At 66.6% G+C, this 16,773-nt stretch carries 17 protein-coding genes and 1 riboswitch; of the genes, 13 read left to right on the top strand and 4 right to left on the bottom strand.

Annotated elements, in window-relative coordinates; translation table 11 throughout:
* Positions 1 to 65: 65 nt before the first annotated feature.
* On the bottom strand, positions 66 to 716 hold the full coding sequence (locus ACSQ3Y_RS30210; RefSeq protein WP_436179842.1) for a TetR/AcrR family transcriptional regulator: 651 nt from the start codon (positions 714 to 716) through the stop codon (positions 66 to 68).
* A gap of 78 nt (positions 717 to 794) precedes the next feature.
* Between ACSQ3Y_RS30210 and ACSQ3Y_RS30205 the strand changes: the two genes are divergently transcribed.
* The 6 genes from ACSQ3Y_RS30205 to ACSQ3Y_RS30180 all read left to right on the top strand — a co-directional run bounded on the left by ACSQ3Y_RS30205 (position 795) and on the right by ACSQ3Y_RS30180 (position 6,798).
* On the top strand, positions 795 to 1,886 hold the full coding sequence (locus ACSQ3Y_RS30205; RefSeq protein WP_436179841.1) for a DUF2855 family protein: 1,092 nt from the start codon (positions 795 to 797) through the stop codon (positions 1,884 to 1,886).
* 37 nt (positions 1,887 to 1,923) lie between these two features.
* A riboswitch (S-adenosyl-L-homocysteine riboswitch) is annotated at positions 1,924 to 2,001 on the top strand.
* A gap of 73 nt (positions 2,002 to 2,074) precedes the next feature.
* A complete protein-coding gene (gene ahcY, locus ACSQ3Y_RS30200) occupies positions 2,075 to 3,508 on the top strand; it encodes an adenosylhomocysteinase (RefSeq protein ID WP_179683358.1) in 1,434 nt (477 codons plus the stop codon).
* 112 nt (positions 3,509 to 3,620) lie between these two features.
* A complete protein-coding gene (locus tag ACSQ3Y_RS30195; RefSeq protein ID WP_436179840.1) occupies positions 3,621 to 4,610 on the top strand; it encodes a TlyA family RNA methyltransferase in 990 nt (329 codons plus the stop codon).
* Complete coding sequence (gene metF, locus ACSQ3Y_RS30190; protein ID WP_436179839.1) at positions 4,607 to 5,458, top strand: methylenetetrahydrofolate reductase [NAD(P)H]; 852 nt, start codon at positions 4,607 to 4,609, stop codon at positions 5,456 to 5,458. Before ACSQ3Y_RS30195 ends, metF begins: the two co-directional genes overlap by 4 nt.
* Positions 5,459 to 5,510: 52 nt before the next feature.
* Complete coding sequence (locus tag ACSQ3Y_RS30185; RefSeq protein ID WP_179683361.1) at positions 5,511 to 6,122, top strand: hypothetical protein; 612 nt, start codon at positions 5,511 to 5,513, stop codon at positions 6,120 to 6,122.
* 199 nt (positions 6,123 to 6,321) lie between these two features.
* Positions 6,322 to 6,798 (top strand): septal ring lytic transglycosylase RlpA family protein, encoded by a 477-nt coding sequence (locus ACSQ3Y_RS30180; RefSeq protein WP_436179838.1) that lies wholly within the window; start codon positions 6,322 to 6,324, stop codon positions 6,796 to 6,798.
* Positions 6,799 to 6,837: 39 nt separating this feature from the next.
* Here ACSQ3Y_RS30180 and ACSQ3Y_RS30175 read toward each other — a convergent pair whose 3' ends face one another.
* Positions 6,838 to 7,725 carry a 23S rRNA (adenine(2030)-N(6))-methyltransferase RlmJ gene (locus ACSQ3Y_RS30175; protein ID WP_436179837.1) on the bottom strand — a complete coding sequence of 296 codons (888 nt, stop codon included), beginning with the start codon at positions 7,723 to 7,725 and terminating at the stop codon, positions 6,838 to 6,840.
* Between the two features lie 294 nt (positions 7,726 to 8,019).
* On the opposite strand from ACSQ3Y_RS30175, the gene ACSQ3Y_RS30170 reads away from it, so the two are divergent.
* The 7 genes from ACSQ3Y_RS30170 (at position 8,020) to mdtD (ending at position 14,237) form a co-directional block, all read left to right on the top strand.
* A complete protein-coding gene (locus ACSQ3Y_RS30170) occupies positions 8,020 to 9,909 on the top strand; it encodes a serine/threonine protein kinase (RefSeq protein ID WP_436179836.1) in 1,890 nt (629 codons plus the stop codon).
* 205 nt (positions 9,910 to 10,114) lie between these two features.
* The gene (gene rplM / locus ACSQ3Y_RS30165; protein ID WP_056414298.1) at positions 10,115 to 10,546 is read left to right on the top strand and encodes a 50S ribosomal protein L13; all 432 of its coding nucleotides are present in this window, start codon (positions 10,115 to 10,117) and stop codon (positions 10,544 to 10,546) included.
* Between the two features lie 11 nt (positions 10,547 to 10,557).
* Entirely contained in the window at positions 10,558 to 10,950 is a 393-nt protein-coding gene (gene rpsI, locus ACSQ3Y_RS30160) for a 30S ribosomal protein S9 (RefSeq protein ID WP_007856955.1), read from the top strand.
* An 89-nt stretch (positions 10,951 to 11,039) separates the two neighbouring features.
* A complete protein-coding gene (locus ACSQ3Y_RS30155) occupies positions 11,040 to 11,753 on the top strand; it encodes a DUF6776 family protein (protein ID WP_436179835.1) in 714 nt (237 codons plus the stop codon).
* Positions 11,754 to 11,891: 138 nt separating this feature from the next.
* Positions 11,892 to 12,317: a bactofilin family protein gene (locus tag ACSQ3Y_RS30150; protein WP_179683366.1), complete on the top strand. Its 426-nt coding sequence runs from the start codon at positions 11,892 to 11,894 to the stop codon at positions 12,315 to 12,317.
* A 34-nt stretch (positions 12,318 to 12,351) separates the two neighbouring features.
* Positions 12,352 to 12,717, top strand: coding sequence for an iron-sulfur cluster insertion protein ErpA (gene erpA, locus ACSQ3Y_RS30145; protein WP_305742368.1), 366 nt, complete (start codon positions 12,352 to 12,354; stop codon positions 12,715 to 12,717).
* Between the two features lie 98 nt (positions 12,718 to 12,815).
* On the top strand, positions 12,816 to 14,237 hold the full coding sequence (gene mdtD, locus ACSQ3Y_RS30140; protein WP_436179834.1) for a multidrug transporter subunit MdtD: 1,422 nt from the start codon (positions 12,816 to 12,818) through the stop codon (positions 14,235 to 14,237).
* Positions 14,238 to 14,248: 11 nt separating this feature from the next.
* On the opposite strand, the gene ACSQ3Y_RS30135 is transcribed toward mdtD, so the two are convergent.
* Together ACSQ3Y_RS30135 and ACSQ3Y_RS30130 are read right to left on the bottom strand one after the other, a co-directional pair.
* Positions 14,249 to 15,358 (bottom strand): anhydro-N-acetylmuramic acid kinase, encoded by a 1,110-nt coding sequence (locus tag ACSQ3Y_RS30135; RefSeq protein ID WP_436179833.1) that lies wholly within the window; start codon positions 15,356 to 15,358, stop codon positions 14,249 to 14,251.
* 27 nt (positions 15,359 to 15,385) lie between these two features.
* Positions 15,386 to 16,744 (bottom strand): peptidoglycan DD-metalloendopeptidase family protein, encoded by a 1,359-nt coding sequence (locus ACSQ3Y_RS30130; RefSeq protein ID WP_436179832.1) that lies wholly within the window; start codon positions 16,742 to 16,744, stop codon positions 15,386 to 15,388.
* Positions 16,745 to 16,773: the final 29 nt, after the last annotated feature.

Raw genomic sequence — 16,773 nt, 5'->3', positions numbered from 1 at the left:
CTTCTTCTGTGAGGGCGCCAGTGTGGAGTGCCGGGCAAAGCGCAGCAGCCGCGCAGGTGACAGGTTCAGGGTGGCGGATTGGCGGCCTGCCGGATGGCGGCGCAGCACAGCTGTTCCATGCCATCGGCCCATTGCCGCATGGCTGCAGGATCGAGCTGGAGCAACAGCACATAGCGCCGCCCGCCCCAGGCCGACAGGTGCAGGGTGTAGGCTATCTCCGGCCCCGGCGGGTGGGGCAGGTCTGTGCAGGCGGCGAACACATGGCCCCAGGCCGCAGCCAGCTCTTCGTGGGCGCGGCGGTGGTGGTGCGGCTCGGCCATGGCGCCTTCCAGCGCCAGCATGTCGGGGTGGAAGGTCGGCAGCTCGGGCGCATCCACGCCGCAGACCAGGCGCACCAGGTGGTGGATGCGCTCCTCCCAGCGCAGGCCGGCGGGCTGCACGGCCTCGCGGTCGATGGCGGCGAGCAGGGCTTCGATGCAATGGCGCACATAGCCCGAGAGCAGGGCCGTTTTGTTGGGGAAGTAGTCGTAGAGCGTGCCCACGGCGATACCGGTTTCCAGCGCCACGTTGCGTGTGGTGAGCTTGTCCCAGCCGTCGCGCTGCCAAATCCGAACAAAGGCGTCGTAGATGGCCTGCACGGTGAAGCGGGCGCGGGCCTGGCGCGGCCTTTTCAACGGCCTGGCAGCCGCAGCGGCGCTGGGTGGCCGGGCCTTCATCGGTTTCCGAACCCGCTGCAGGGCAGGGCGCCATACAGTGACCGCAGCGCATTTCCACCACCGTACCGGAGACACACCATGACCATGCAGACCCGCCTGTTGACCGACAAGAATGCATTGAATCACACCCGCGCCGTGCAATCGCCCCTGGCGCCACTGCAGCCCGGCGAGGCCCTGCTGCGCGTGGACCGCGTGGCCGTGACGACGAACAACATCACCTACGCCGCCTTCGGCGATGCCATGAAGTACTGGGACTTCTTTCCCACGGGTGAGGAGGGCTGGGGCCATATGCCCGTGTGGGGCTTTGCCGAGGTGGTGGCCTCCGACGTGGAGGGCGTGGCCGCGGGCGAGCGCTTCTACGGCTATTGGCCGATTGCCAGCCACCTGCGCATGCAGCCCGTGCGCGTGACGGCGCGGGGCTTCTACGATGGCGCGGAGCACCGCCAGGGCCTGACCTCGGCCTACAACCAGTACGCGCGCACCAGCGCCGATCCGGCCTACCGGGCCGCCGACGAGAACTGGCAGATGCTGGTGCGGCCGCTGTTCATCACCTCATTCATGCTGGCGGACTTCCTCGCGGACAACGCGTTCTTCGGTGCGCAGCGCCTGGTTTTCTCCAGCGCGTCGAGCAAGACGGCCTTCGGCACCGCGTTCTGCCTGCTGGGTCTGGAGGGCATCGAGCGGGTGGCGCTCACCTCGCCGCGCAACAGCGCCTTCGTGCAGGGCCTGGGGTGCTACGACCGCACCGTGGCCTATGGCGAACTGGAGGCGCTGGATACGGCCGTGCCCACACTGTATGTGGACTTTTCGGGCGACGAGGACCTGCGCGCGCGGGTGCACCACCACCTGGGCGATGCGCTGGTCTACGACTGCTATGCTGGCTCGGCCCAGAACACGCATTTCCTGCGCGATACCGCGCTGCCCGGGCCGGCCCCGGCGTTCTACTTCGCTCCGGTGCAGATCCGAAAGCGCAATGCCGACTGGGGCCCGGAGGTGGTGAACCAGAAGTTCAACGCCGCGCAGCGCGCCTTCATCGACCGCATCAGCGATGCCCGCCAGCCCTGGATGCAGGTGCAGGAGCACCAGGGCTTTGCGGCGGCGCAGGCGCTGGTGCAAGACCTGCATGCCGGACGCATTGATCCGCAGCGGGGCCACGTGGTCATTCTATGAATGGTCTGTGCCCGGGCCTTTTCCTTATAATGCGCGCATCCGAGGAGCGTTGCAGCGTCCCCAGCACTGGCGGGGCGTGAGGCTCGGAGTCATCTAGCAACGACGCTCATCCACTTCTCGTGTGGTGAGCCTTCTGTCTCTCCCCGCGCTGAACGTGGTCTTTCAAACATGCTTTGGAGCACACCATCATGAACGCACGCGTCAACGCCCCGGTCAACACCGACTGCATCATTGCCGACATCGGCCTGGCCGCCTGGGGCCGCAAAGAGATCCGCATCGCCGAAACGGAGATGCCTGGCCTGATGGCCATCCGCGAGGAATTCGCTGCCCAGCAGGCACTCAAGGGCGCCCGCATCACCGGCAGCCTGCACATGACGATCCAGACCGCCGTGCTGATCGAAACCCTGCAGGCCCTGGGCGCCGACGTGCGCTGGGCATCGTGCAACATCTTCTCCACGCAGGACCATGCCGCTGCCGCGATTGCCGCCAACGGCACGCCCGTGTTCGCCATCAAGGGCGAAACCCTGGCCGAATACTGGGACTACACCCACCGCATCTTCGACTTCGGGCCTGCCGGCAGCGAAGGCGAAGGCCCCAACCTGATCCTGGACGACGGTGGGGACGCCACGCTGCTGATGCACCTGGGCCAGCGCGCCGAGAAGGATGCCTCGCTGCTGGAGAACCCCACCAGCGAAGAAGAAACCTGCCTGTACGCCTCCATCAAGGCCAAGCTGGCCGTGGACCCGACCTGGTACACCCGCAAGAGCGCCCAGATCATCGGCGTGACCGAAGAGACCACCACGGGCGTGCACCGCCTCAAGGAAATGTCGGCCAAGGGCACGCTGCTGTTCCGCGCGATCAACGTCAACGACTCGGTGACCAAGAGCAAGTTCGACAACCTGTACGGTTGCCGTGAGTCGCTGGTGGACGGCATCAAGCGCGCCACCGACGTGATGATCGCTGGCAAGGTGGCCTGCGTGGCCGGCTACGGCGACGTGGGCAAGGGCAGTGCCCAGGCCCTGCGCGCGCTGTCGGCCCAGGTCTGGGTGACCGAGATCGACCCCATCAACGCCCTGCAGGCTGCGATGGAAGGCTACAAGGTCGTGACCATGGAGTACGCCGCCGACAAGGCCGACATCTTCGTCACCACCACCGGCAACAAGGACGTGATCACCCATGACCACATGAAGGCCATGAAGGACCAGGCCATCGTCTGCAACATCGGCCACTTCGACAACGAGATCCAGGTCGCGTCGCTCGAGCAGTACGAGTGGGAAGAGATCAAGCCCCAGGTGGACCACGTGATCTTCCCGGACGGCAAGCGCATCATCCTGCTGGCCAAGGGCCGCCTGGTGAACCTGGGCTGCGGCACGGGCCACCCGAGCTTCGTGATGTCCAGCTCGTTTGCCAACCAGACCATCGCCCAGATCGAGCTGTTCATGCACAAGGACCGCTACGAAAACGGCCAGGTCTACGTGCTGCCCAAGCACCTCGACGAAAAGGTTGCCCGCCTGCACCTGAAGAAGGTCGGCGCCATGCTGACCGAGCTGTCCGACGAGCAGGCCGCCTACATCGGCGTGTCCAAGCAAGGCCCTTACAAGCCCGACACCTACCGCTACTGATCGGCTGCTGCCGCCGGTGCCCTTGCCTTCTGGGTAAAGGCACCGGCGGCGGTGAACGCCTTCGTGCCCTCGAGGCCCTGAAATCCATTGCCCTCGGGTGAGAGAGTGACGCATGCGCGCAGATGTTTTTTTGGTGGAATCCGGCCATGCCACCACACGGTCGCAGGCACAGCGCCTGATCGCCGCAGGGGTGGAGTGGCGCCTGTCGCCACTGTCGCCCTGGCAGAAGGTGGGCAAGAACGGTGACGAGATTCCCTCGGTGGCCGAGTTGCGGCTGCTCGACGACGCGGAGGTGAAGTACATCTCGCGCGGCGGGCTCAAGCTCGAAGGCGCGCTCAAGGCGGTGGGCCTGTCCGTCACCGGGCTGCGCTGCCTGGACGTGGGCCAGAGCACCGGCGGCTTCACCGACTGCCTGCTGCAGCAGGGCGCGGTGCAGGTGATCGGCGTGGACGTGGGCCAGGCCCAGTTGCACGAGAGCCTGCGCAGCGACGTGCGCGTGGTCTGCGTGGAAGGGCTGAATGCGCGATCGGTGACCGCGCAGACGCTGAAGGAAGCCTGCGAGCAGGCGATCTCGGACCCGGTGGGCGGCGCGGTGGCAGACGACGTGCAGCCCGAAAACCCGTACCGCTGGATGTCGGGCGATGGCGAGGTCACTGACTACGACGACAGCGACGATGTGAGCGACGACGACATCGAGGCGGACGCTGCCAAGGGTGGCACGCCGGCAGACACGGAGCCCACGCCCCGATCCGGGCTGCGCCGCCGTGCGGGTTACGACAAGGTGGACACCACGCCAAGCTTCGAGCTCATCGTGGGCGACCTGTCGTTCATCTCGCTCACACTGGTGCTGCCGGCGCTGGTGCCGCTGCTGGCGCCCGAGGGCCAGCTGCTGATGCTGGTCAAGCCGCAGTTCGAATTGCAGCCCGGCCAGGTGGGCAAGGGCGGCATCGTGCGTGACGAATCCCTGTACGCGGTGGTCGAGCAGCGCATCCGCGACTGCTGTGCCGGTCTGGGCCTCACGGTGCAGGCCTGGCTGGACAGCCCCATCAGCGGTGGCGACGGCAACCGTGAATTCTTTGTTTTTGCCAGGAGGGCCGCATGAATGCAGCCAAGGCGCAGGCCACCGGCTTTCCGGTAAGCCTCGAGTTCTTTCCCACCAAGACGCCGGCAGGTGCTGACAAGCTGCGCGCCGAGCGCCAGCAGCTGTATGCGCTGAGCCCTGAGTTCTGCTCCGTCACCTATGGTGCGGGCGGCTCCACGCAGGAGGGCACCTTCGGCGCCGTGCGCGAGATCCTGGCCGAAGGCGTGCCTGCGGCCTCGCATTTCTCGTGCATCGGCGCCACGCGCGAATCGGTGCGCCAGGAGCTGGCGCAGCTCAAGGCCATGGGCGTCAAGCGCCTGGTGGCGCTGCGCGGCGACCTGCCCAGCGGCTATGGCGCGGGCGGCGAGTTCCAGTACGCCAGCGACCTCGTGGCCTTCATCCGGGCCGAGACGGGGCGCGACTTCCACATCGAAGTGGCCGCCTACCCCGAGGTGCACCCCCAGGCGCGCTCGCCGGAGGCCGACGTCAAGGCCTACCTGGCCAAGGTGCAGGCGGGTGCCGATGCGGCCATCACCCAGTATTTCTACAACGCGGATGCCTATTTTCGCTTCGTGGACGACGTGCAGCGCCTGGGTGCCAGCATTCCGGTGGTGCCCGGCATCATGCCGATCACCAGCTCCACCCAGCTCATGCGCTTCTCGGATGCCTGTGGCGCCGAGATCCCGCGCTGGATCCGCCTGCGCCTGCAGGCCTTCGGCGACGACACGGCCAGCATCAAGGCCTTTGGCCTCGACGTGGTGACCGATCTGTGTGACAAATTGCGCAGCGAGGGCGTGCCGGCTCTGCACTTCTACACCATGAACCAGAGTGCTGCCACGCTCGAAATTTGCCGCCGGCTGGTGCTGTAACCGGGCCGAAACGGTAATATCCATACCCTTTGTTTCATTTTTCTGGTGCGCCATGAAGGTTGTATTTGCGGTGATGCTGGCCCTTTTGGCTGGGCTTGGTGTGTCCAATGTGGGAGCGCAGACGCGCTACCACTGCCGGGATGGCAATGGGAATGACTACAGCCTGTCGCGCCCGTGCCCGAGTGGCAGCACCACCCGGACGGTGGAGGCGGGACCTGCCCCGTCTTCCTATTCGTACAGCCAGCCTTCCCGTCCCACGGTAGTGCGCACGGCGCCCGACGTGCCGGACCACTACAGCTACATGAGTGGGCGCTGCCGCTCGCTGGACGAAAACATCCGCAACGCCTACTCGCGCAAGATCGCGCCCGACGTGGTGCAGGGCATGCAGCGCGAGTACCGCCGCGACTGCAGCGAGGAGGAGCGCGATGCGTCGCGCCGCATGTACGACGAGCGGCGCTCCGGCGACCGCCAGCGCCGCGACGAGGAGCAGTCTGCCCAGGCGGCGGCCGACGCGGCGCGCCAGCAGGATGCCCGCCAGGTCCAGCAATGTGCGGAATCGCAGCGCATCCTGAACGCCAAGCGCGCCCGGACCGACCTCACCGAGGGCGAGCGGGGCGACCTGAAACGCTTTGAAGAGGCGTTTCTTGCGCGCTGCAAGCGCTGATTTTTTGCGAGGAATCGCCTGCGCGCTGGTGGCCTGCCTGCTGTGGTGGCCATCCGCATGGGGCGAGGAAGCGGGGTTGCGCCTGGATGGTGCAACAGGCAGCGGCCTCAAGGTGCCAGCCGACGCGGCAGAGGTATTGCCGCTTCGCAATGGGGCTGCCGTGCCTTCCTATCCCACCCTGCCGTCTGATACGGCGGAAATGAACGACGACGAAGACGACTCCCCCGATGTAGACGAGAGCCCCCTGGAAACGGGGCTGGCCTCCTGGTATGGCCAGCGTTTCCACCGGCGGCGCACGGCCAGTGGCGAGCTGTTCGACATGAACGCCATGACGGCGGCGCACCGCACGCTGGCATTCGGTACCCGCATCTGCGTTCGCAGCCGGGAGACGGGCAAGGGCGTGGTGGTGCGGGTCAACGACCGGGGCCCGCACGTGGCCAATCGCATCGTGGACCTGAGCCGTGGCGCGGCGATGGCACTGGGGGTGCAAAGCCTGGGGCTCAAGGCCGTGGACGTCTTCCCTTTGGGCGCAGATGCGGTCACATGCCCGCCCGCTCCCCTGGACAACCTCTTGCAGCGTTTGGCCTCCCCTGAGGCCGATGAAGCGGGCGCACCAGCTGCCAGCAACGGTCGCCGCACACGTGCCGTGCCGCCGCGCTTGCGGCGTTCTCCCTGAGCGGGCGCCGCTGCGCTAAGCGGGGCCGTTCTCTTCTCTCTACCCGCCGGATTCCAGCGTGTGGGTGGCGTTCTTGTCCTGCGCCAGCAGCTCGGTCATCTGGGGCAGGGCTTCCTTGAGCGCGGCCTTGAGCGTGAAGGGGGGGTTGATCAGGAACATGCCGCTGGCCGGCAGGCCGGGGCGCTTGACGTCACCGGCGGCATTTTCGGTGATCTTGCTGGACTTGACGGTCAGCGTGGCATGCAACCAGCTTTTGCCCGCCTTGGTGGCCAGGGTCTTCAAGCGGCGTGGCAGGTCATGGGCTTCCGGGCGCGGGATGATCGGGTACCAGAACGCATAGGTGCCGGTGGCAAAGCGCTTGAGCGAATCCGCCGCCATGTCGAGCACCTTGGCGTAGTCGTTCTTCATCTCGTAGCTGGGGTCGCACAGCACCAGCGCGCGCCGGGCCGGCGGGGGCAGGAATTTCTTGATACCCTCGAACCCGTCCTCGTGCAGCACGGCCACCTGGCGGCCGGCTTCGAGTTGGGCCACGTTGCCCGCCAGCGCGCGCAGGTCGGTCGGGTGCAGCTCGAACAGCTTGAGCTTGTCGCGCTCGCGCAGCAGGCGCTGGATGATGAAGGGCGAGCCGGGGTAGACCCGCGTGGCCGCCCCCTGGTTGAAGGCGCGCACCATGTCCAGATAGGCCTGCAGGGCCGGCTGTAGCGCGGGAACGCCCGGAGCGATCAGCCGGGCGATGCCGTCGGCCGACTCGGCGCTGGTGTTGGCATAGTCGCCGTCCAGCCGGTACAGGCCTGCGCCCGCATGGGTGTCCAGCACGGTCAGGGCCGCATCTTTCTCGACAAGGTGTTGCAGGGCAGCAATCAGCACCGTGTGCTTGAGCACATCGGCGTGGTTGCCTGCATGGAAGGCGTGGCGGTAACTGAACATGCCCCAATGGTAACGAGGTCAGCGCCTGGGCCGATATTTCCGAGGCTGCAACCTCATCAGCGCGCACAACATTCGTCAATCGGGGCTTTCAGCCGCCACCGGTGGCACGGACAATGCAGGACAGGCAGAATTGCGTGCGGGGAGGTTCCTGCGTGACGTTTTTGGCAGATCGGTGGCTTTTTGTTTCAATGCCCCGTCTGTGATGCATCATGATCGCTGGTGCCGCGTGGCGGCTCCTTGCAGCAGTTTCCTGACCGCCGTCCCGGCTGCCTTTCCGCCCAGCTTTTTCGCACAATGATCGAAACCTCTGCTCCTGCTCCTGTCAGTGCCGTCAGCCATGTCGATGCGCTGCCGCCTGGAACGCGGCTGGCCGAGTTCGAAATCCTGGCGCTGCTGGGGGTGGGCGGGTTCGGCATGGTCTACAAGGCGTTCGACCATTCCCTGCACCGCGCGGTGGCCATCAAGGAGTACATGCCGTCGGCACTGGCCGGGCGTGCCCAGGGGCAATCGCTGTGGGTGCGCTCGTCATCGGACCAGCAGACCTTTCACGCCGGCCTCGAATCGTTCGTGGGCGAGGCCCGCCTGCTGGCGCAGTTCGACCACCCCTCCCTGGTCAAGGTGTTCCGCTTCTGGGAGGCCAATAACACCGCCTACATGGTCATGCCGCTGTATTCGGGCATGACCTTCAAGCAGGCGCGCGCCCAGATGCGCACGCCGCCCCCCGAGGAGTGGCTGCGCAAGCTGCTGTGGTCTGTGCTGGGAGCGCTGCGCGTGCTGCACGACGGCAAGACCCTGCACCGCGACATCTCGCCCGACAACATCTTCCTGCAGGACAGCGGCCCGCCGGTGCTGCTGGACCTGGGCGCAGCGCGCCATGCGATCAACGACAAGGACCACAAGCACACAGCCGTGCTCAAGGTGAATTACGCGCCCATCGAGCAGTATTCCGAAGGCGACGAGGATCTGCGCCAGGGCCCCTGGAGCGACCTGTATTCGCTGGGTGCGGTGGTGCATGGCTGCCTGTGCAACGACACGCCCCTGCCGGCCACCCTGCGCTCCATCAAGGACCGCATGGTGCCGTTCTCGCGGGTGGCCAAGACCGTCAAGAAGCAACTGGGCGTCGAATATTCGCCTGCCTTCGTGGCGGCGGTCTCGCAGGCGCTGTCGCTCAAGCCGGAAGACCGGCCGCAGAGCATCGATGCCTTCCTGCAGCTCATGGAGATGACCGCACCCCCGGAAGGCGTTGACCATTTCGACTTTCGCGCCGACCTGGGCGACATCTGGGTGGAGCCCGCGGACCAGCCCGGCCCCGGCCTCCTCACCCCGACGGTGGATGTGACGGCAGCCCCCGCCATCGTGGCCAACATCGCAGCCCAGGCGAACAAGGCGATGGAGGCGGCGGGCGAAGACCCTGCTGCCGATGGCTACCCCGATACCGTCCAGCGCGGAGGGGCCGACACCGTCTTCATGGACCCTGCGGACACCCAGGTCCTGGTGACGGCCGACCACGACCGCAAGGCAACGCGCCATGGCCGGGGCGAGGCCAGTGGTGCCGCAGGCCGGGTGCGCGCGGCACTGACGGAGTCCGAGCGTGCCGCTGCAGCCCTGGCTGCGCGTGCCGACCACCGGCCGGGCCGGATGCCGGTGTGGCTGGTGCTCGGCGCAGCCGGGCTGGCCGTGGCCGCCGCCGGGGTCTGGTGGTCGCAAGGCCGCAGCCCGAAGGCCGCACCCGCAGACGACATCATCACCGAGATGGCCGAGCCGGCGCCCGCTGCGTCCGAGGCGGTGGCCGTTCTGTTGCCGGCCTCGGAACCCGCGTTCGTGGTGGCCAGCGCGCCTGCGGACGCTACGCCCGGCGTTACCGATGCCGCCTCGGCGGCGGTGGTGGCCAAGCCCGCGCCCAAGCCCAAGCGCGCCGTGGCCTCCGAGCCGGCACCTGCGCCCGTCGTGGTCCATGAGGAGCCGCCACCACCGCCACCACCACCGCCTCCGGTGGAGCGCCCCCGTCCAGCGCCGGTGCGCGTGCCATCGCCCCAGGAGGCGTGCGCCGACGCCAGCTTCCTGGCGCGGCCCATGTGCATCCACAACGAATGCCAGAAGCCCTCCCAGGCGAATTCCGCCATTTGTGTGGAGAACAAGCGCCGCTACGACGCCGAAGAGGCGCGCCGCCGCCAGTCGCCCTGAGCCGGCTTGGTGCGCAATCGCGAGCCTTGCGTTGTTTTCGCCAGGCATGGCTTGCGCCGCATGCCCGGTAATTCGTATAATCGAGGGCTTCGCAGCGCTTTTGTGGTCCCGCGGCGAGGAATTACATGCCACCTAAGAGGCTTCCTTCAGAGAAGCACCGACCGTGGAAAAGGACCCGCCAAACCCTCTTTTGAAGAGAAAACTCATGACTACTACTTTCAGCGCCAAGCCCGCTGAGGTCGTGCACGAGTGGTTTGTGATTGACGCGACCGACAAGGTCCTCGGACGAGTAGCCAGCGAAGTTGCTCTCCGTTTGCGCGGCAAACACAAGGCCATTTACACGCCTCACGTCGACACCGGTGACTTCATCGTCATCATCAACGCCGCCCAGCTCAAGGTCACCGGCACCAAGTCCCTGGACAAGGTGTACTACCGCCACTCGGGTTACCCCGGCGGTATCACGGCCACGAACTTCCGCGACATGCAAGCCAAGCACCCTGGCCGTGCGCTGGAAAAGGCTGTCAAGGGCATGCTGCCCAAGGGTCCCCTTGGCTACGCAATGATCAAGAAACTCAAGGTGTATGGCGGTGCAGAGCATCCCCACACCGCCCAGCAGCCCAAGGCTCTGGAAATCTAAGGAGCCTTGAGATGATTGGTGAATGGAACAATGGCACCGGCCGTCGCAAGTCCAGCGTCGCCCGCGTGTTTCTGAAAAAAGGCACTGGCAAGATCACGGTGAACGGCAAGGACATCCAGTCCTATTTCGGCCGCGAAACCTCGATCATGATCGCCAAGCAGCCGCTCGCACTGACCAACCATGTCGAAACCTTCGACATCCAGATCAATGTGCACGGTGGTGGTGAGTCCGGCCAGGCCGGCGCTGCCCGCCACGGCATCACCCGCGCCCTGATCGACTACGACGCGACGCTCAAGCCCGCACTGAGCCAGGCCGGCTTCGTGACGCGCGATGCCCGCGAAGTGGAACGCAAGAAGGTCGGTCTGCACTCCGCACGCCGCGCCAAGCAGTTCTCCAAGCGTTAAGCCTGGACTGCCCTGCAAAAAAACCGCCTTCGGGCGGTTTTTTCGTTTAAGGTGCGCTCTTCGTTTTCGAGCACCTGTTTCCGCCTCCCATGCGTTTTCGCCTTCTTCGCCGCCGGCTGACCATCAGCGCCCCTCGGGTGGCCATTCGCAGCGCCATGCCCTGGCCCGTGCGCTGGCTGTTGCTGGCAGTGGTCTTCGGGCTGTGCGCCGCTGTGGCGCTGTGGGCCTTCGAGTTCGGCAAGTCCATCGCCGGGCTCGAATCCGGCGCCCGAGAGGAATTGGTGCGGCTGCGCGGCGAGGTGGCGCGGCTGGTGGAAGAGACCCAGCGCCAGCATGCCGTCTCGCAGACGGCCGAGAGCATCCTTACGGCCGACCGGGCCACCTTGCAGACCCTGATGACGCAGGTGCGGCAACTCGAGGCCGAGAACCGCACGCTGCGCGAGGACCTGGGCTTTTTCGAGCGCCTCATTCCTGCTGGCGGCGCCGAAGGCGTGGCCATCCGCGGCCTGCATGCCGAAATCGTGGGCGGCATGCAGTTGCGCTGGCAGGTGCTGGTGATCCAGGCCGCCCGCAACGCCCCCGAGTTCAACGGCAAGCTGGAACTGGTGCTGGCCGGCACGCAGGATGGCAAGCCCTGGACCCAGACCTTCCCCCAGAGCGCGGCCCTGCAACTGCGCCAGTACCGGCGACTGGAGGGCATGTTGACGCTGCCGCCCGATGCCGTGGTAAAAACCGTGACCGCGCGGGTGCTGGATGGCAGCACTGTGCGCACCTCCCAGACCATGGCCCTGGCGGCCGAATAGCCGCCGCCAGCCGCCGCCGCGTTGTCGCTGCGTGGGCACAGGATGCCAGGGCCTTGCCTTTCTTTTTGATGCGGATGGACCGCCTGCCGGCGCCTTTGGCGCGTGCGGGTCGTCGTCCCTGACCCAGGAGTTTTGCCCATGTTTTCCCGAAAAAAGCAGCCCCCGATCAAGAGCCTGGTGGCCCACGGCACCCGCATCGACGGCAATGTGCTGTTCGGTGAGGGCATGCGCATCGATGGCGAGGTGGTGGGCGACATCCGCTCGGGCACCGAGCAGCCCAGCATTCTGGTGATTTCAGAGTCGGCCCGGGTCGAGGGCGCGGTGCATGCCGACCATGTGATCGTCAACGGCTCGGTGACCGGGCCGGTGCATGCTGCCGAGCTGCTGGAGCTGCAGCCCAAGGCACGCATCACCGGCAACGTGCACTACAAGGCGCTGGAGATGCACCAGGGCGCCATGATCACCGGCCAGATGTGCCCTCTGGCCGCGGTGGCCGATGAAAAGCCCCCACTGCAGTTGTCGTCAAAGCCGGCGACCCCTGAATCCCCGACTGCTTTGCAGTAGTATTGGTTCCAAACCTGAAAATCGGAGTTTCCCCATGAGCGCAGTTGCCGAAAACATCCAGACCGAAATGCCTACCCCCATCCTGTTCACCGACAGTGCAGCAGCAAAGGTGGCGGACCTGATCGCGGAAGAAGGCAATCCAGACCTCAAGCTGCGCGTCTTCGTGCAGGGTGGCGGCTGCTCGGGCTTCCAGTACGGCTTCACCTTCGACGAAATCACGAACGAAGACGACACCACCATGACCAAGAATGGCGTGTCGCTGCTGATCGACGCCATGAGCTACCAGTACCTGGTGGGTGCCGAGATCGACTACAAGGAAGACTTGCAGGGTGCCCAGTTCGTGATCAAGAACCCCAACGCCACGACCACCTGCGGCTGCGGCTCCAGCTTCTCTGCCTGAGGACGCGGGGCCGTGCCCACGGCACCGCACTTCGCAGCAAGCCGCCTTCGGGCGGCTTTTCATTTGGGGCTCCTGATTCCCTCTTAGTCTGGCACTGCATGCAGCAAGAACAATCCCGCAAAGTCCTCCTTTGGCTGGTGGCCATCGGCTTCTTCATGCAGACGCTGGACGCCACCATCGTCAACACCGCGTTGCCGGCCATGGCGCGCAGCCTGGGCGAAAGCCCGCTGCAGATGCAGTCGGTGGTGGTTGCCTACTCGCTGGCCATGGCCATGCTGATCCCGGCCTCGGGATGGCTGGCCGACCGCTTCGGTTCGCGCCGCGTCTTCCTCTCGGCCATCGTGCTGTTCGTGCTGGGCTCGGTGTGCTGCGCGCTGGCCCAGAGCCTCGCCCAACTGGTGGCGGCGCGCGTGGTGCAAGGCCTGGGCGGGGCGCTGCTGATGCCCGTGGGGCGGCTGGTGGTGCTGCGCACCTTCCCGCGCGAGCAGTTCCTGCAGGCCATGAGCTTCGTGGCTGTTCCGGGCCTGATCGGTCCGCTGATCGGCCCCACGCTGGGCGGCTGGCTGGTGGAGGCCGCGTCGTGGCACTGGATCTTCCTGATCAACGTACCCGTGGGGCTGGTGGGGTGCATCGCCACGCTGCGCTTCATGCCGGGCGAGCCCGTGACCTTCGTGCCCCGGTTCGACCTGGCGGGCTACCTGATGCTGGCTTTCGGCATGGTGTCGCTTTCCTTGGCGCTGGATGGCCTGGCCAGCATGGGCCTGCGCCAGGCCAGCGTGCTGGTGCTGATGGTCTTTGGCCTGGCCAGCCTGGTGGCCTACTGGCTGCATGCGGCGCGGCGGGCCGATCCCCTGTTCTCGCCGCAGCTGTTTTCGGTCGACACCCTGCGCATCGGCCTGCTGGGCAATCTGTTCTCTCGCCTGGGCAGTTCCTGCATGCCCTTCCTGATCCCGCTGCTGCTGCAGGTCACCATGGGCTACTCACCCATGCAGGCCGGCATGATGATGCTGCCGGTGGCGATTGCCGGCATGTCGATGAAGCGCTTCACCACGCCGCTGATCACCCGCTTTGGCTACCGGCAGGTGCTGGTGGGCAATACCCTGCTCGTGGGGGTGACCATGGCCAGCTTCGGGCTGGCCACGCCCACCCAGCCGCTGTGGGTGCACGTGCTGCAGCTGGCCGCGTTTGGTGCGGTGAACTCCCTGCAGTTCACGGCCATGAACACGGTGACCCTCAAGGACCTGGACCATGCCAATGCGAGCAGCGGCAACAGCCTGTTGTCCATGGTGCAGATGGTGGCCATGGGCATGGGCGTGGCAGCGGCGGGAGCGGTGCTGGCAGCCTTCACGGCCTTTTTCCAGCCCTCTGCTGCGGGCCACACGCTCTGGGCTTTTCAGGCGACGTTTGCCTGCATGGGGTTGATCACGGTGGCTTCGGCCGGCATCTTCTGGCAATTGTCGCCAGAGGATCGGGCCAGCAGCAAGGCTGCGACCACGGCCGACGCGGCAGACCATGGCTGACCCACCAGCGCTCAGGCCGGGTAGATGGCGCCCAGCACGCGGCCCCCTGCGGCGCCGGTGACGCTGGGCAGGTTGCCCGGCTGACCACTCACCGCCTGGCGCGCCAGCCAGGCAAAGGCAGCGGCTTCCACTTGCAGCGCGGGTAGGCCCAGCGCATCGGTGGCGACGACCTGCAGGGCAGGGCAGGCGGCCTGCAGCCGGGCCATCAGGTGGTCATTGAGCGCGCCGCCGCCACAGACCGCCAGGGTTGCGGCGGCCGCGCCATGGCGCCGGGCATCTTCGGCGCAGGCCAGCGCTGTGAACTCCGTGAGCGTGGCCTGCACGTCCTGCGGGGCGGCGCTGCGAAAGGCATCCAGGCGGTTGGCGAGCCAGTCGGGGTTGAAAAGGTCGCGCCCCGTGCTTTTGGGTGGCGCTTTGTGCAGGAAGGCTTCCTGCCGCAGCAGGGCCAGCAGATCGGGCAGCACCTGGCCGCTGGCGGCCCAGGCACCACCGGCGTCAAATGCCTGCCCGGTGTGCAACTGGCACCAGTAATCCATCAGCGCGTTGCCGGGGCCGCAGTCGAAGCCCAGCACCCGGCCATCCGCACCCAGCACGCTCAGGTTGGAGATGCCGCCGATGTTGAGCACCAGCATGGTCTCGCCCGGCCGGCCAAACACGCCCTGGTGAAAGGCTGGTACCAGTGGTGCGCCCTGGCCCCCGGCTGCCAGGTCGCGGCTGCGAAAGTCGGCCACCACGGCAATCCCCGTGCGCTCGGCGAGCAGGGAGGGGTTGTTCAACTGCAGGGTGTAGCCCGTGCCGTCGAACTCCTGCGGGCGGTGGCGCACGGTCTGGCCATGGGCTCCGATGGCGCGGATCGCGCCGGGTGACAGCCCGCTGCGCTCCAGCAGTGTCTTCACTACGCCCGCATAGGCGCGGGCCAGCCCGTTGCCCGCCAGGGCGGCACGGTGCAGCTCATCGCTGCCAGAGGTGTTGAGGGCGAGCAATTCGGCCCGCAGGCCGGGGTCGAAAGGCGCGCTGGCATGGTGGATGACCACCATGCGGGAGTCGGAGAAATCCGCCAGCACCCCGTCGATGCCGTCGAGCGAGGTGCCCGACATCAGGCCGATGTACAGCTCGGACATGGCCCGGTGGCTTGTCAGCGTCGCAGGTCAGTCCGCGCTGGCTTGTTCGATCAACGCGGCAGCCGACAGCTGGATGCGCATGTTGGAAGCCAGGCGCTCAAAGGCCGGACGGCCAGCGGCCGACACCGGTGCGGCGGCTTCGCTCGCTGCCACGATGGTCTGTGGATCCTGGTGCTGGCCGTTCACGCGGAATTCGAAGTGCAGGTGCGGGCCGGTGGCCCAGCCCGTGGAACCCACGGCGCCCAGGGTCTGGCCCTGCTCCACCGACTGGCCCTGGCGCACGTCGATGCGGCTCAGGTGGGCATAGACGGTGACATGCTGGTTGCGGTGCTTGACGAAGACCACGTTGCCGAAACCGTTCTGTACGCCGGAGAACTCCACCACGCCGTCACCCACGGTGCGCACGGGCGTGCCCGTGGGGGCTGCGAAATCAGTGCCCAGGTGGGCGCGCCAGGTTTTCAGGATGGGGTGCATGCGCATCTTGAAGCCGCTGGTCACGCGCGAGAACTCCACGGGGGAGGTCAGGTAGGCGCGGCGCATGCTTTCACCGTCCAGCGTGTAGTAGGCGCCTTTGGAGGCACCCGATTCCTGGAACCAGATGGCCTGGTGGGTCTTGCTGTTGTTGACGAACTCGGCGCTCAGCACGCGGCCGCTGCTCAGTGGCTCGCCGTCGGCTTCCAGGGTTTCATAGACCACCGAGAAGCGGTCGCCCTTGCGCAGCGAACGGCGAAAGTCGATGTTGCCCGAGAACAGCTCGGCCATCTGCACCGCTACGGCGTCGGGGATGTTGGAGGCGTCGGTCGCGGCGAACAGCGAGCTGTTGATCACGCCGCCGGCCAGGCGGCTGCTCGTCGTCAGCTTGGCGGTCTCGACACGCGAGCTGAATTTCTCGCCCGCGCGCTCCACGATCAGGCGGCGGAAGTTGCCGCTGTCGTCGGGCACCCAGCGGGCCGTCAGGCGCACCAGGCGGTGGTCGTCGGTGGTTTCGGCCGACACGACGCGGCCGGTGCGGCCCAGCATGTTCTGGCGCACCGTGTTGTCGCCGCGCAGGAAGGCGGCGGCGGCCGGGTCGGCGATGCCCAGGCGTTGCAGCAGCGATTCGGGGGTGTCGCTGCTGCGCACCTGTTCGGAGCGGAACAGCGAGAAGCCGGGCGCATCGAGCTCGCCCAGCACCAGGTTCTCGGCCAGCGATTCCACCGGGTAGCTCACCATGCGCACCGGCATGTCCGCAGGGTCGGGTGCGAACGATGCGACGGCAAATGCGCCACCGCCGCCCGTGAGCAGCAATGCTGCAACGGCGGCGGTGATGTGCTTGGGGTGTTGTTGGATGCTATGGGACAGTCGGTCTAGCAAAGCCGCGCTGGCGGTGGTCAAGCCGTGAATCAAAGGTCTATCCCCAGTGTGAGAGTGATCTC

The organism is Acidovorax sp. LjRoot66 (assembly GCF_964253305.1).
In the GTDB taxonomy this organism is placed as follows: Bacteria; Pseudomonadota; Gammaproteobacteria; order Burkholderiales; family Burkholderiaceae_C; genus Acidovorax.
This window is presented reverse-complemented; position numbering and strand designations above follow the sequence as displayed.

Excerpts from the sequence above, each read along its gene's own strand:
- ACSQ3Y_RS30185 (WP_179683361.1), top strand. The coding sequence starts at position 5,511 with ATGAAGGTTGTATTTGCGGTGATGCTGGCCCTTTTGGCTGGGCTTGGT.
- ACSQ3Y_RS30180 (WP_436179838.1), top strand. The coding sequence starts at position 6,322 with ATGAACGACGACGAAGACGACTCCCCCGATGTAGACGAGAGCCCCCTG.
- ACSQ3Y_RS30210 (WP_436179842.1), bottom strand. The coding sequence starts at position 716 with ATGAAGGCCCGGCCACCCAGCGCCGCTGCGGCTGCCAGGCCGTTGAAA.
- erpA (WP_305742368.1), top strand. The coding sequence starts at position 12,352 with ATGAGCGCAGTTGCCGAAAACATCCAGACCGAAATGCCTACCCCCATC.
- ACSQ3Y_RS30195 (WP_436179840.1), top strand. The coding sequence starts at position 3,621 with ATGCGCGCAGATGTTTTTTTGGTGGAATCCGGCCATGCCACCACACGG.
- ACSQ3Y_RS30150 (WP_179683366.1), top strand. The coding sequence starts at position 11,892 with ATGTTTTCCCGAAAAAAGCAGCCCCCGATCAAGAGCCTGGTGGCCCAC.
- metF (WP_436179839.1), top strand. The coding sequence starts at position 4,607 with ATGAATGCAGCCAAGGCGCAGGCCACCGGCTTTCCGGTAAGCCTCGAG.
- ACSQ3Y_RS30205 (WP_436179841.1), top strand. The coding sequence starts at position 795 with ATGACCATGCAGACCCGCCTGTTGACCGACAAGAATGCATTGAATCAC.
- ACSQ3Y_RS30170 (WP_436179836.1), top strand. The coding sequence starts at position 8,020 with ATGATCGAAACCTCTGCTCCTGCTCCTGTCAGTGCCGTCAGCCATGTC.
- ACSQ3Y_RS30135 (WP_436179833.1), bottom strand. The coding sequence starts at position 15,358 with ATGTCCGAGCTGTACATCGGCCTGATGTCGGGCACCTCGCTCGACGGC.
- ACSQ3Y_RS30175 (WP_436179837.1), bottom strand. The coding sequence starts at position 7,725 with ATGTTCAGTTACCGCCACGCCTTCCATGCAGGCAACCACGCCGATGTG.
- mdtD (WP_436179834.1), top strand. The coding sequence starts at position 12,816 with ATGCAGCAAGAACAATCCCGCAAAGTCCTCCTTTGGCTGGTGGCCATC.
- rpsI (WP_007856955.1), top strand. The coding sequence starts at position 10,558 with ATGATTGGTGAATGGAACAATGGCACCGGCCGTCGCAAGTCCAGCGTC.
- ACSQ3Y_RS30155 (WP_436179835.1), top strand. The coding sequence starts at position 11,040 with ATGCGTTTTCGCCTTCTTCGCCGCCGGCTGACCATCAGCGCCCCTCGG.
- ahcY (WP_179683358.1), top strand. The coding sequence starts at position 2,075 with ATGAACGCACGCGTCAACGCCCCGGTCAACACCGACTGCATCATTGCC.
- rplM (WP_056414298.1), top strand. The coding sequence starts at position 10,115 with ATGACTACTACTTTCAGCGCCAAGCCCGCTGAGGTCGTGCACGAGTGG.